General features: G+C 67.4%; 15 protein-coding genes. 7 read left to right on the top strand and 8 right to left on the bottom strand.

The features are described 5' to 3' along the window. Positions 1-57: 57 nt before the first annotated feature. A complete protein-coding gene (gene lepB, locus AC5P5W_RS13795; RefSeq protein ID WP_014645559.1) occupies positions 58-684 on the bottom strand; it encodes a signal peptidase I in 627 nt (208 codons plus the stop codon). A 275-nt stretch (positions 685-959) separates the two neighbouring features. Between lepB and AC5P5W_RS13790 the strand changes: the two genes are divergently transcribed. Both AC5P5W_RS13790 and AC5P5W_RS13785 read left to right on the top strand, forming a co-directional pair. Then, the gene (locus AC5P5W_RS13790; RefSeq protein WP_495221218.1) at positions 960-1,361 is read left to right on the top strand and encodes a hypothetical protein; all 402 of its coding nucleotides are present in this window, start codon (positions 960-962) and stop codon (positions 1,359-1,361) included. Positions 1,362-1,364: 3 nt separating this feature from the next. After that, positions 1,365-1,811 carry a 3-dehydroquinate dehydratase gene (locus tag AC5P5W_RS13785; RefSeq protein WP_100450891.1) on the top strand — a complete coding sequence of 149 codons (447 nt, stop codon included), beginning with the start codon at positions 1,365-1,367 and terminating at the stop codon, positions 1,809-1,811. A gap of 146 nt (positions 1,812-1,957) precedes the next feature. Here the strand turns inward: AC5P5W_RS13785 and dcp are convergent, their stop codons facing one another. The 3 genes from dcp to arfB all read right to left on the bottom strand — a co-directional run bounded on the left by dcp (position 1,958) and on the right by arfB (position 5,263). Continuing rightward, positions 1,958-4,114: a peptidyl-dipeptidase Dcp gene (dcp, locus tag AC5P5W_RS13780; protein WP_049405170.1), complete on the bottom strand. Its 2,157-nt coding sequence runs from the start codon at positions 4,112-4,114 to the stop codon at positions 1,958-1,960. Between the two features lie 110 nt (positions 4,115-4,224). Next, entirely contained in the window at positions 4,225-4,827 is a 603-nt protein-coding gene (locus AC5P5W_RS13775; RefSeq protein ID WP_049405171.1) for a lysophospholipid acyltransferase family protein, read from the bottom strand. 4 nt (positions 4,828-4,831) lie between these two features. Then, a complete protein-coding gene (gene arfB, locus AC5P5W_RS13770; RefSeq protein ID WP_005420755.1) occupies positions 4,832-5,263 on the bottom strand; it encodes an alternative ribosome rescue aminoacyl-tRNA hydrolase ArfB in 432 nt (143 codons plus the stop codon). A gap of 113 nt (positions 5,264-5,376) precedes the next feature. Between arfB and AC5P5W_RS13765 the strand changes: the two genes are divergently transcribed. Then, positions 5,377-5,925 (top strand): DUF2059 domain-containing protein, encoded by a 549-nt coding sequence (locus AC5P5W_RS13765; protein ID WP_401730180.1) that lies wholly within the window; start codon positions 5,377-5,379, stop codon positions 5,923-5,925. A gap of 70 nt (positions 5,926-5,995) precedes the next feature. On the opposite strand, the gene AC5P5W_RS13760 is transcribed toward AC5P5W_RS13765, so the two are convergent. Both AC5P5W_RS13760 and AC5P5W_RS13755 read right to left on the bottom strand, forming a co-directional pair. Further along, the gene (locus tag AC5P5W_RS13760; RefSeq protein ID WP_495221217.1) at positions 5,996-6,739 is read right to left on the bottom strand and encodes a pseudouridine synthase; all 744 of its coding nucleotides are present in this window, start codon (positions 6,737-6,739) and stop codon (positions 5,996-5,998) included. Positions 6,740-6,824: 85 nt separating this feature from the next. Continuing rightward, complete coding sequence (locus AC5P5W_RS13755) at positions 6,825-7,412, bottom strand: O-methyltransferase (protein ID WP_111206828.1); 588 nt, start codon at positions 7,410-7,412, stop codon at positions 6,825-6,827. A gap of 166 nt (positions 7,413-7,578) precedes the next feature. Between AC5P5W_RS13755 and AC5P5W_RS13750 the strand changes: the two genes are divergently transcribed. The 4 genes from AC5P5W_RS13750 to AC5P5W_RS13735 are packed head-to-tail and all read left to right on the top strand — an operon-like array spanning position 7,579 to position 10,711. Further along, positions 7,579-8,190, top strand: a complete 612-nt coding sequence (locus tag AC5P5W_RS13750) for a PIG-L deacetylase family protein (RefSeq protein ID WP_014645552.1) — start codon at positions 7,579-7,581, stop codon at positions 8,188-8,190. Then, positions 8,190-9,329 carry a glycosyltransferase family 2 protein gene (locus AC5P5W_RS13745; protein ID WP_197575411.1) on the top strand — a complete coding sequence of 380 codons (1,140 nt, stop codon included), beginning with the start codon at positions 8,190-8,192 and terminating at the stop codon, positions 9,327-9,329. Before AC5P5W_RS13750 ends, AC5P5W_RS13745 begins: the two co-directional genes overlap by 1 nt. Continuing rightward, a complete protein-coding gene (locus AC5P5W_RS13740; RefSeq protein ID WP_032962223.1) occupies positions 9,316-9,921 on the top strand; it encodes an LbetaH domain-containing protein in 606 nt (201 codons plus the stop codon). The genes AC5P5W_RS13745 and AC5P5W_RS13740 overlap by 14 nt, the downstream gene beginning before the upstream one ends. Before the next feature lie 4 nt (positions 9,922-9,925). Beyond that, positions 9,926-10,711, top strand: coding sequence for a YaiO family outer membrane beta-barrel protein (locus AC5P5W_RS13735; protein ID WP_032962225.1), 786 nt, complete (start codon positions 9,926-9,928; stop codon positions 10,709-10,711). Between the two features lie 51 nt (positions 10,712-10,762). Here AC5P5W_RS13735 and ubiB read toward each other — a convergent pair whose 3' ends face one another. Both ubiB and AC5P5W_RS13725 read right to left on the bottom strand, forming a co-directional pair. After that, entirely contained in the window at positions 10,763-12,418 is a 1,656-nt protein-coding gene (gene ubiB / locus AC5P5W_RS13730) for a ubiquinone biosynthesis regulatory protein kinase UbiB (protein WP_014645548.1), read from the bottom strand. Continuing rightward, positions 12,415-13,050, bottom strand: coding sequence for a ubiquinone biosynthesis accessory factor UbiJ (locus AC5P5W_RS13725; RefSeq protein WP_005420772.1), 636 nt, complete (start codon positions 13,048-13,050; stop codon positions 12,415-12,417). The genes ubiB and AC5P5W_RS13725 overlap by 4 nt, the downstream gene beginning before the upstream one ends. Positions 13,051-13,226: the final 176 nt, after the last annotated feature.

Genomic DNA, 13,226 nt, shown 5'->3' with positions numbered 1-13,226 from the left:
CCAGTCGATCCATAACCTGATAAGTCAGGATTGATACCCAAGAAGTATCAATTCAGCTTACAGGCGCTGCCACTCGAAACCGTCGCCGCGGCGGTAGTACACCGCCACCGCACGGCCGTAGACCTTGTCGGCGTCGACGAAGCCGAAGAAGCGGCCGTCGAAGCTGTTGCCGCGGTGGTCACCCAGCACCAGCACCTTGCCGGCCGGCACCACCAGATCGGCGATGTCCGGACCGCCGCCCATGTCCAGGTCGAGGCGGGCACGGCGCTCGCCGAAGGCTTCCACGTCCTGCAGATCGGCGATCTGCAGCGGCTGGCCGTTGATGCTCAGATGGCCCTCGCGCATCTGCACGTGGTCACCGGCCACCGCCGCCACGCGCTTGATCAGGCGGGTGCCGTCGGCCGGTGAATCGAACACCGCCACTTCACCGCGCTGCGGGACGCCGGTGGCCATCAGTTCCTTGCCGGTGAACGGCAGGCGCAGGCCGTAGGCGCGCATGTCCACCACCACCCGGTCGCCCGGCTGCAGGGTCGGCTGCATCGAGCCACTCGGCACCACGTAGTGGTTGGCGAGGGTATCGCGGGCGGCGGCGAGCAGGCCGAGCATCACCAGCAGCGGCAATGCTTCCTTCTTCAGCCAGACCAGCGCGCGTTCGGACAAGGGAGGACGGGCAGCAGCATCCATGACAGGCTCCGGGTAGGTGGTAGCTGCATCAGACCACATCCAGGCGGGAGAGGTTCCCGCGACGCGATCCGGTAGAGCCGAGCCCACGCTCGGCTTGTTCCTTGCAGCGTCGAGGTTGCCCGACTGGGGCGCAGAGCGGCCGAGCGCAGGCTCGGCTCTACAGGAAGGGTTACGCAGGTTTTACGCGCGGGACCGGCCGCGGGCATCGCACCTTTACGGGCGGCACGCGCATCGTGTGCCCACCGCGCCGCAGGGCGCATTCCGCAAGGTGTTGTATGACCCTCCTGGTGATCCGCCACGCCTCTTCGTCGGCACCGCGTCCCCAACTGCCGACGCAGCTGGCCGGCCATCGCGTGCTGTGCAGCGACTGCGCCAGCCTGTCCGAGGTACGCCAGTGCCTGTGCCAGCCGCAGGCGCGCTCGGCCGACTGGGTACTGCTGGATGTCGGTACCGCTGACGAGGCGCAATGGCAGGCCGAAGGTGGCGCGCTGCAGGCGGCGCTGGAACGGCTGCCGGCGCAGTACATCGAACTGCAGGCCCCCAGCGAGCCAGGGCTGGATGCGCGCCTGCGCCTGCAGCACGGTCCCGCCGCCGTGGTGGTCGACCAGTGCAGCCAGCAGGCCGGCTACCCGTTGTCGCTGGCCATTGTCGGCCGCCGCCTGGCACAGGAGGGCTGAGCCATGTCGATCTTCATCATCCGTGGCCCGGAAGCGGCCGGCGCCCTGATCCGCACCGCGATGCCGCTGCCGGCACCGGTCCTGAAGTCACTGGTGCATCGTGCGATCGACGCCGGCACCAGCGTGGCGATCCGTGCCTGTGGTTCGGAACAGGAACTGCTGGACGCCCTGCGCGTGGCCGACCACAGCCGCGGCGAGGTGACCCTGCTCGACCCGGGCGCGTGTGCCAACAGCTTGCGCCTGCAGCGCCTGCTGCCGTACCTGCACAACGCCTATGTGGAAGTGCATGACGACGGCGCGGTAGCCGAGCCGTGCCTGCCGGCTGGTGTCGGCCAGCGCCTGGGCATCGCCGCCGGCTACGGCGCGCAGAGCTACGTGCTGGCGCTGGACATCGCACTGGATCATCTGGGATTGGGCGAGCAGGCCAACCGGGTGCACGTGGGAACGTAACGCTGTTTGTAGAGCCGAGCCCATGCTCGGCTGCCTTTCCAGGAACCATCAGCCGAGCGTGGGCTCGGCTCTACAGAAGAACGTCGAGCATGGCTCGACGCTACAGAAAGAAAAACGGCGGGGTTGCCCCCGCCGTTTTCGCTTTCTTACTTCAACCCGCGGAACTTCAGCAGCGGTTCCACCGACGGGTCCTTGCCACGGAAATCGCGGTACAGGGTCGACAGTTCCACGCTGTTGCCGCGCGAGAGGATCTTGTCGCGGAACTCCTGGCCATTGGCCGCGGTCAGGCCACCGTGCTCGGTGAACCACTGGTAGGCGTCATGATCGAGCACTTCGGCCCAGAAGTAGGCGTAGTAGCCGGCCGAGTAACCGCCACCCCAGATATGGTCGAAGTAGGTGGTGCGGTAGCGCGGCGGCACCTGCGGCAGGTCGACCTTGAACTTCTTCAGCGCGCTGGCTTCAAAGGCGCCGACATCCTGCAGCGGCGCGTCGGCCTTCTGCGTGTGCCAGGCCAGGTCCAGCAGCGCCGCCGACAGGTACTCGGTCGTCGCGTAGCCCTGGTTGAAGCTGCGTGCCTTGAGGATCTTGTCGACCAGCTCCTGCGGCATCGCCTCGCCGGTCTTGTAGTGCTTGGCGTAGTTGGCGAACACCTTCGGGTCCAGCGCCCAGTGCTCGTTGAACTGCGACGGGAACTCGACGAAGTCGCGCGAGGTCGCGGTGCCGGCGATCGACGGGTACTTCACGTTCGAGAACATGCCGTGCAGCGCATGGCCGAACTCATGGAACATGGTGGTGACGTCGTCGAAGCTGATCAGCGCAGGCTGGCCGGCGGCCGGCTTGGTGAAGTTGCAGACGTTGTAGACCACCGGCTTGGCACCGGTCAGGCCGTCCTGTTCGACGAACACGTCCATCCAGGCGCCACCGGACTTGCTGTCACGCTTGAAGTAGTCGGTGTAGAACAGCGCCAGCGAGGTGCCGTCCTTGTCGAACACTTCGTACACCTTCATGTCCGGGTTGTAGGTCGGAATGTCGGTGCGCGGCTTGAAGGTGATGCCGTACAGCTGGGTGGCGGCGTAGAAGACGCCGTTCTGCAGCACGTTGTCCAGTTCGAAGTACGGCTTGATCTGCGACTCGTCCAGATCGTACTTGGCCTTGCGCACCTGCTCGGCGTAGAAGTCCCAGTCCGAAGCGGCGACCTGGAATCCACCCTTCTGCGCGTCGATGACCTTCTGGATCTCACCGGCTTCGGCGCGTGCCTTGGCGGTGGCGGCCGGCACGGTGTCGGTCAGCAGCTTGAGCGCGGCGGCCGGGGTCTTGGCCATCTGGTCGCCGAGCTGATAGTCGGCGAAGGTGTCGAAGCCGAGCAGCTTGGCCTTCTGCGCACGCAGCTGGGCCAGGCGCTGCACGGTCTGCCGGGTGTCGTTGGCATCGCCGCGCTCGGCGCGGGTTTCCGAGGCCTTCAGCACGGCGGCGCGCTGGTCGCGGTCGCTCAGCGAGCCGAGCACCGGCTGCTGGGTGGTGTTCTGCAGCGGCAGCAGGAACTTGCCATCCAGCTTGCGGTCCTTGGCGGCGGCGGCAGCGTTGTTGATAGCGCCCTCGTCCAGGCCGGCCAGCTTGGCCTTGTCGTCGACGACAACGGCCGCAGCAGCGGTGGCGGCCACCAGGCGGGTGTGGAACTGGGTGGAGAGCGTGGTCTCTTCCACGTTGAGCTTGCGCAGGCTCGCCTTGTCGGCGTCGGACAGCTGCGCACCGGCGCGCACCAGGCCATCGTAGTAGTGCTCGACCAGGCGCTTCTGCACCGGGTCCAGCTCCAGCGTGTCACGCTGGTCGTACAGCGACTTCACGCGCGCGAACAGCTTCGGATCGAGGTTGATCTCGTCCTGGTGCGCGGCCAGCTTCGGCGCCACTTCTTCCTGGATCTTCTGGCGTGCGTCGTTGGTATCGGCCTGGACCAGGCCGAAGAAGATGCGCGACACGCGGGTCAGGGTCTCGCCGCTGCGCTCCATCGCCACGATGGTGTTGTCGAAGGTGGCCGGCTCGCTGCTGTCGGCGATCCTGCGCACGTCGGCCAGGTGCTGGCGCATGCCTTCTTCGAACGCCGGCAGGTAGTCGCTGTCCTTGATCTTGTCGAACGGCGGGGCCTGGAACGGCAGCGTGCTGGCACTCAGCAGCGGATTGGTGGAGGCTTCGGCCGGCTGCTGGGCCGGGGTCTTCTGGGCATCGGACACGGGGGTGGACTCCTTGCCGGAACAGGCCGCCAGCGCCAGGCTGATGGCGGCGGCCAGGACTACGGTACGCGACATGTAAAACGCTCCTTGGGCAGACGGTATGGATACCAGCCCTCCACCCTACTCCTGTCGCGCTCGCCCGGCATGTGCCGGACGTGGCGTCTATGCGGCGGCCTGCAACCGGCTCAGACCGTGCCGCGGGTCTTGCCGATCCAGGGCCGGTAGAACTCGCGGATGGCAGCCATGTCGGCCACATCGTCGCCGCTCGGGGTGAACAGCGGACCGATGCCGATGGTCTTTTCCGGATAGTGGAAATACGCCGCCAAGATCGGCACGTCAGCCATCCGGGCGATCTTCAGGAAACCGGCCTTCCAGTCCTTCACCGCCTTGCGGGTGCCCTCGGGCGTGATGGCGAACCACATCTTCTCGTTGTTGCGCAGCAGGTCCACGGCCTGGCCGACGGTGCCCTGCGGCGAGCTGCGATCGAGCGGGATCACGCCCAGCTTGTGCAGCAGCGGGCCCAGCGGCCACCAGAACAGCGAGGCCTTGCCCAGCACCTTCACCTTCATGCCCAGCGCGATCTTGGCCGCCATGCCCCACAGGCCGTCCCAGTTGGACGAATGCGGGGCGATGATGAAGACCAGCCTGGGGATGTCCGGCAGGGTGCCGGTCACCTTCCAGCCGCCCATGCGCAGGGTGCAGCGCGCCAGCCAGCGCAGGAAGGCGTTGGGTTTGACCTGCGGCATCTGCGGCGGCACGGCCGGCAGCAACGAAGTCGGGTTGTTCAAGCAATCACTCCCAGTCACGTGATGAGCGCCCGCGCTTGATCTGCGCGCGCCCGCGTTTGGCGTCCAGACGACGCAGTTTCGACCCGAGGGTCGGCTTGGTGGCCTTGCGCGGTTTGGGCACGCTCAGCCCGGCCTGGATGAAGGCCGCCAGCCGCTCGCGCGCATCCTCGCGATTGCGATCCTGGGTGCGGAATCGTTGCGCGTCGATGACCAGCACGCCTTCGCCGGTCATGCGCCGGTCACGCCGCGCCAGCAGGCGCGCGCGCAACGGTTCGGGCAACGAGGGCGAGTTGGCCACGTCGAAACGCAGTTCCACCGCGGTGGACACCTTGTTGACGTTCTGGCCGCCGGCGCCACTGGCGCGCACGAACCGCTCGACGATCTCGCCGTCGGGGATTTCAAGCTGCGCGCTGATGGTGACCGGTCCACTGCCCATCCGCGCATTGTAGCGGCAGGCACGTGGTGAAGTACGCCATCGCGCCCCGTATGCCGCCGATCAGGCACCGAACACGCCGCCTTCGCCTGGGCTGCGGGTATGCTGGCGGTCCCATGTACCGCAGGAAGCCCCGCATGACCCGCTCCACACCCGCCCTGCCGTCCCTGCTGCGCCGCGCCGCCCTGCTGCTGGCGCTGGCCGTGGCCAGCGTTCCGGCCCTGGCCGCCCCGCCGACCGACGGCGACATCAACCGCCTGCTGTCGGCCTCGCGCGCGCAGAGCATGATCGACACCATGGTGCCGCAGATCGAAGCCATGCAGCAGCAGCAGTTCCAGCAGGTGGCCGCGCAGCGCCAGCTCACCGCCCAGCAGCAGGAACAGCTGAAGCGGATCCAGGCCCGGACCAGCCAGACCCTGCGCCAGGCGATGTCGTGGCAACAGCTGCGGCCCATGTACGTGGACCTGTACAAGAAGACCTTCAGCAAGGAAGACGTGCTGGCAATGGCCGAGTTCTACGAGAGCGCGGCCGGCCAGAGCCTGCTGGACAAGACCCCGGCGCTGATGCAGAACGTGATGGTGGCGATCCAGGCGCGCATGCAGCCGCTGTTCGCGGATCTGCAGAAGGACCTGGAAGCGATCGTCAACGAGCCGGAAAAGAAATAACGGGGTGCGCCGGGCCACGCCCGGCCGCTGGCTGTAGAGCCGAGCCCACGCTCGGCTTACCGCAGCAGCATCAGGCGTCGTCCACCTGCCAGCCGAACAGGTTCAGCGCCTTCTGGAACTCGCGATCCAGCGGCGCACTGACATCCACGCTGCCACCGTCCGGGTGCGGGAAGCGCAGGCGCTCGGCGTGCAGCAGCATGCGGTGCACGCCCTGCATGCGGAAGATGCGGTTGTGGCGGCCATCGCCGTGGCTGGTGTCGCCGATCATGTGGTGCGACAGGTGCTTGAGGTGCCGGCGGATCTGCCGGAAGCGCCCGGTCTGCGGCTGGCAGCGCAGCAGCGCGTAGCGCGAACTGCTGAACTCACCCACCGGCACCGACAGCTCGCCGGTGGCCAGGCGCTGGAAGTCGGTGACCGCCGGCTTCTTCACCGGCTTGCCCGGCCCGCCGTCCAGGTCATGGTCCACCCGCCAGGACAGCTCGGCCGGCCAGCCCCGGCAGACCGTCAGGTAGTCCTTGGCCACTTCACCCCCCATCAACGCCTTGCCCAGCGCACTGGCGGTCTCGCGGTCGAAGGCCAGCAGCAGGCAGCCGCTGGTGGCCCGGTCCAGGCGGTGCACGAGGAAGATCGGGCGGCCCAGCTGCTCGCGCAGGCGGTCGGCCAGGAAATCATCTTCGCCACGGGCCAGCTTGCTGTCGTGGACCATCAGCCCGGCGGGCTTGTTGACCACGGCCAGGCGCTCGTCCAGGTGCAGCAGCTGCAGGGGCGCGGTTTCGGTCTCGACCGCGGCGAGGGTGTCAGGTTCGGTGCTCACCGCAGGATTATACGGGCGCCCTGATCGGGGTCAGATCCCTTTTCCTGCGGAAAAGGGATCTGACCCCGGGTTGGTGGCGCGGCGGTCAAGCGTTGCGCACGGCCAGAAGCTCGCCGTTGCCCACCGGCACCAGGCTGGTGCCGAAGTCCTGATCGGCATCCAGCAACGCGCGCAACGGTTCCATCTGCGCGGCGTGCGAGGTGGCGTTGTCCACCACCAGCAGGCCCCCCCGCCGCAGCACACGGCGCAGCTGCGGCCACCAGCCGGCGTACTGTTCGCGGTCCGAATCGAGGAACAGCAGGTCAATGCTGGCATCGGCGGCCTGTGCCAGCCACTGCCCGGCATCGCCGTGGACCAGCGTGATGCGATCGGCAAGGCCACTGCGCGCGAAGGCGTCACGCGCCATCGCCACCTTGTCCGCGGCGTATTCCAGTGTGGTCACGTGTCCGTCGATGGCGGCTGCGGCTTCGGCAATCCACAGCGTGGAATAACCGTTGGAGGTGCCGATCTCCAGCACCCGGCGCGCATTGCCGAAACGCACCAGCACCGACAGGAATTCACCGGTGTCCGGCGTGATGTTGAGCATGCGCCGGGCGCGCTCGGTTTCATGCGCGTCGTTTTCAGCACCGAAGCGTGCCAGTTCGTTCTTCAATTCCGAAAGCTGCATCGTCATTGCTTCTTTCATTTGCCACAGCAAGGGTGAGCATTGTGGCCTGTCCGGCCACATTTCGTACTTCTCTTAAGCCTGTACTCCGATGAGGTTGCGATAGTTCCCGCCTTCTTCACGCGGGATGGTCCACCGGCCCGCGGCCCTCATTGGTTTCCGCAAGGACACGGCCATGGTTCTCGACATTCTGGCAATCGGCGCCCACCCCGACGACATCGAACTCGGTTGCGGCGGCAGCCTGGCCAAGCTGGCCCGCGACGGTGCACGCATCCATGCGCTGGTGCTCAGCCGTGGTGGCCGTGGCTGCCATGCCGGCATCGACCGCAGCGACGAATCCCACCGCGCGTTGCGCCGCCTGGGTGTGACCGAGGTGATCCAGCAGGATTTCCCGGATACGCGCTTTCCTGCCTGCCGCAACGACATCGTCGCGGTGATCGAGCAGGCCTGCGCGCAGATCGCACCGCATCGCGTCTACACGATGTGCGGCGAAGACCACCACCAGGACCATCGCACCGTCCATGAAGCGTCAATCATCGCCTGCCGCAGCATCCCGCAGATCCTCTGCTACGAGAGCCCCAGCACCCTGCCGCAGTTCGCACCGCAGGTGTTCGAGGACATCAGCGCACAACTGGACCTGAAGATCCACGCATTGCGCGAGCATGCCAGCCAGGGCGATCGCCACTACATGCAGGAGGACCACCTGCGCTGCCACGCGCAGTTCCGCGGCCAGCAGATCGGCATCGGCCCCAGTGAGGGCTTCGTGCCCTACCGGCTGGTGCTGTGATGAAAACGCTGCTGTTCCTGGCCATGTGTGCCTTCATCCTGGCGCGTGTGTGCGTGCAGGCCTCGCGTCGCCCCAGCACGCGCCTGTACAGCATCGATGCGATCGTGCCGGCCTACAACGAAGCGCCGTGCCTGGAGCGCTCGTTGACCGGCCTGCTGCAGAACCCCTACGTGGCACGGGTGATCTGCGTGAATGACGGTTCCACCGACAACACCGCCCAGGTACTCGATGCGCTGCAGGCGCGCTGGCCAGGGCGCCTCGTGGCCGTGCACCAGGCCAACACCGGCAAGGGCGGCGCGCTGATGCATGGCCTGCGGCACGCCACCGCCGAGCAGGTGTTCCTGACCGACGCCGACACCCACATCGATCCGCGCGGCCATGGCCTGGGCCACCTGCTGGACGAGATCGAGCGCGGTGCCGATGCGGTCGGTGGCGTACCCTCGTCCAGCCTGCAGGGTGCCGGCTTCCTGCCGCATGTGCGCGCCAGCCTGAAGCTGCCGATGATCGTCATCAAGCGCAGCTTCCAGCAGTGGCTGGGCGGCGCACCGTTCATCGTCTCCGGCTCGTGTGGCCTGTTCCGCACCTCGGTGCTGCGCAAGGTCGGTTTCTCCGACCGCACCCGCGTCGAAGACCTGGATATGTCCTGGTCGCTGGTCGCGCAGGGCTACCGTGTCCGCCAGAGCGTGCGCTGCGTGGTCTACCCGCAGGAATGCAACACGCTGGTGGAGGAATGGCGGCGCTGGCGACGCTGGATCGTCGGCTATGCGGTATGCATGCGCCTGCATCGCGGCCTGCTGCTGACCCGCTTCGGCGTGTTCAGCATCCTGCCGATGATGCTGCTTGCCCTTGCCGGCATCGTGCTGACGCTGCAGGTCTGGTTCGGTGCGGCCCAGCTGCATGGGCCGGGTGGCCTCGCCCTGTCGGTGATGCCGTTGTTCTGGATCGGCATCGTCATGTTGCTGGCGGTGATCAGTGCGATCCACCACCGCCGCGCGTCGCTGGTCCCTGCCGCCGCGTTCTCGATGCTGTACGTGCTGCTCGCCTATGCGATCTGGCTGATGCATGGCGTGGCCGGGCTGTTTACCGGCCGCGAGCCGGCACGCGACAAGCCGACCAGGTATCCGCATGTGGTGGAATGACCTCGCCGCCATGGCCGACGCGCTATCGACGCTGCCACCCCACGTCGATTCCAGCGCCCAGGTTTCGCCGCGTGCGATCGTGCGGGGCGAGGTACGGATCGGCGCTGGCAGCCGCATCTGCGACGGCGCCCAGCTGCACGGGCCGGTATCGATCGGCCGCGACTGCCTGATCGGCAACAACGCACTGCTGCGCGGTCCGCTGCACATCGGTGACGGTGTGCGCATCGGCTTTGCCAGTGAACTGAAGAACGCACTGATCGGCGACGGCGCCTGCATCGGCCCGCAGTGCTTCATCGCCGACAGCCGCGTCGACGCCCGTGCCTACCTGGGCGCGCTGGTGCGTACCAGCAATCATCGCCTGGATGGCGCAACGGTCACCGTCCACATCGGCGACACCGTCATCGACAGCCAGCGCGACAAGCTCGGCGCCTGGATCGGCGAAGGTGCCGCGCTGGGCGTCGGCGTGATCATCCTGCCCGGTCGCATCGTCGCCCCGGGCAGCCAGTTCGGCCCGCGCATCACCGTGGAACGAAACCTGCCGCCCGGTCGCTACCGGCTGCTGCAGTCGCTGCATTCCCAACCCCTGGAGTAACCCCATGCGATTGATCATCCGTGGCGCACTACCGTGCGCCCTGCTGCTGGCTGTGTCCAGCGCCCATGCCGGCATCGACCGGGTCTCGGTGCAGCTGGATCATGCCGACTACACCGATGGCTTTGGCAAGCGCGACGTACAGACCGTGGATGTGGCCGGTCGCAGCGGTGACAGCCGCTGGCATCTGGGCCTGGCCCATGGTGAACGCGACTACGGCAGCAAGCGCTTCAGCGGCAATCGGGTGCAGGGCTCCCTGCACCAGCGCTGGAGTCAACGCTTTTCGACCCGCACCGCCTTCACCGCCTCCAACGATGACCCGGTATTCGTCAACCGCCAGCTCAACCAGGACTTCCAGTGGAAGGTGGCACCGCAGACCGTGCTGAGCGTGGGCGGCAAGTACGCCCAGTACCATGCCGGCGCATACGTGAGTGGCTGGTCGGTAGGTGCCTCGCACTACTTCCCGCGCGTGACCACCTCACTGCGCCACGAGCGGCATCGCCAGTCCAATGGGCCCGACGGCCATGGCACCACGCTGTCACTGCGCCTGAAGGATGCGCAGGGCGGTGGTTCGACCCAGCTGTGGCTGGGCAGCGGTACGTCCGGCTACACCGCCGATTCCGATCCGCTGCTGCTGCGCGAACACGATGCACGTCGTGCCTTCCTGCGCCGCAGCCAGCCGCTGGGGGAGCATCTGGTGCTGGACATGGGCATTGGCAAGACCTGGCACAGGACGCGCCTGGACCGCTTCCAGAGCGTGCAGTCGCACCTGGGCCTGGGCTACCACTGGTAGAGCCGTGGCGGTCGGCGGCGCGTGATGCCGCCGACCCTCGATCAACAGGCTTCAGCGCCACCACGCGCGCGCCAGCGCCAGCGCGCCGACGGCACCGGACACCCAGCTCCACATCGGCAGGTCGCCCCAGTACCAGCCTGGCGGCTGCAGCACGTACACCAGTGCGGCGATGGCCAGCAGGCCGACGCCGGTGATCGCACCGACCGCGCGTTTCTGCAGGCGCTGCACGCTGGCATCGAGCGCGACCAGATCGCGCGAGCGCATCGCCAGCTCATGGCGGCCCTCCACCTGCTGGGTCAGCCAGGCATGTACCAGGCGCGGCATGTCCGGCGCGTGGGTCATGATTTCCGGCAAGCGCTTGCCGATCTCGCGCACGACCCGACGCGGGCTGTAGCGCTCGCGCAGGATCTTCGCCAGCACCGGCTTGGCCACCGCCCAGATGTCGATCTGCGGATCCAGCTGGCGCCCGACACCTTCGATGTTCAGCAGGGTCTTCTGCAGCAGGATCAGCTGCGGCTGCAGGGTCAGCTGGTAGCGCTGCGCCACGCGGAACAGCTTCATCAGCACTTCAGCCAGCGAGATCTGCGACAGCGGGCGGGTGAAGTACGGCTCGCACACCGAACGCACGGCCGCTTCCAGATCATCGATGCGCACGTTGTCCGGCATCCAGCGCGCCTGCACGTGCAGTTCGGCGATGCGGCGATAATCGCGGTTGAAGATGGCCATGAAGTTCTCGGCCAGGTAGTACTGATCTTCCTGCGACAGCTGGCCCATGATGCCGAAGTCCAGCGCGATGAAGCGCGGGTTGGCGCGACGCGACGGATCGGTATCGACCCAGATGTTGCCGGCGTGCGCATCGGCATGGAAGAAGTTGTCGCGGAACACCTGGGTGTAGAACACCCGCACGCCCTTGGCGGCCAGCGCCTTGCGGTCGATGCCGGCCTTGTCCAGTGCAGCGATGTCATCGGACGGAATGCCCCACACGCGCTCCAGGGTCAGCGCGCGCTCGGCGGTGTGGCTCCAGATCACTTCCGGCACGTACAGGTCGTCGCTGTTTTCCCAGAAGCGGCGCAGCACGCTGGCATTGGCGCCTTCGCGCTGCAGGTCCAGCTCAGCGGCCAGGGTGTTCTCGACTTCGGCCACCACTTCGCGCGGACGGATCTTGTCGGCACGCGGATGGGTACGCTCGACCAGGGCGGCCAGCGAGTTGAGCAGGGCGATGTCGGCGTCGATCTGCTTCTCGATGCCCGGGCGCAGCACCTTGACCACCACCTGGCGGCCATCGGCCAGCGTGGCCGCATGCACCTGTGCGATCGAGGCCGAGGCCAGCGGTTCGGTATCGAAGCTGGCGAATGCCTCGCTGACCGGCAGGCCGAGTGCTTCCTCGACGATGCGGCGCGCGGTATCGCCGTCGAACGGCTTGACCCGGTCCTGCAGCAGGGTCAGTTCGTTGGCCACGTCCGGCGGCACCAGGTCGCGGCGGGTGGACAGGATCTGGCCGAACTTGACGAAGATCGGACCGAGATCCTGCAGCGCCAGGCGCAGGCGCGCACCGCGCGACTGTACAGCGATGTCGGCCGAAGCACGCGGCACGAACGGTTTGGCCAGGCGCAGCCAGCGCTCAGCCGGCGTGCCGTGCAGCAGGTCGTCCAGGCGGTAGCGCAGGATCACCCGGCCGATGCGGCTTGCCCGCAGCACGGCCTTCATGCGGCACCCCGCAGGCGCTGGACGCGCGCGCCAAGGCGCTCGACGTCATCACGCAGTACGTCCACATCATCGTGGAAGGCATCCAGTTCGGCGCGCGGTACCACGTCGCGCGATTCCTCGGTGATGAACTCGGCAGCGCTGTGGGCCAGGTCGATCGCACCCTGGCGCGCGTGCTGCAGGGCGCTGCGCAGGGTGTTGGCCACCTGCACGCCCAGTACCTCGCCGAACACGCTGACGAACGGCTGCTGCCAGTCCGGGTCGAAGCCCTTGGCCAGCTGCTGCAGGCGTCGCGCCAGTTCGGCGTCACCGGCCACGCGTACACGGCCCTTGTTGTTGGACTCGCCGCGCCGTGCGTTGGCCAGCAGCGGCAGCTGCGCCAGCACGCCGGCCAGGCTGCTGCGCACGGCCAGGTCGGCTTCCTGCGCATCCACCGGGCCGACCCGCAACTGGTCGCCGTCGACGCTGATGCGCATCGCCAGCGACGGCGCTTCCAGGGTCAGGTCGATGTGCCGGCCATCGAGGCTGGCCAGTGCATGGCGGGTATCCGGATCCAGCGCCAGCGCGCGGTTCAGGGCAATCTGCAGGGCGCGGCCAGCGACCGGCTTGAGGGACTTGAGCAGGGAAAGAGCCATGTGCGCATTCTACCTGCGTGGGTGGGGGGCTTGCGCCGGGCTGCCGCCCGGCACCCGCGGTAGTGCCGGTCGCTGGCCGGCAAGATCAACATCAAAAGCTGGCGACCCGTGGGATGGCGGGGTGGGTCCCGTTGCTGCGCAACGGGCTCTGACCCCAATGCTGATGGGATCTGGCG

Source organism: Stenotrophomonas sp. YJH_SMC_123, from assembly GCF_059368215.1.
The sequence above is the reverse complement of the archived record's forward strand: the minus strand, read 5'-3'. Positions and strand labels throughout refer to the sequence as shown.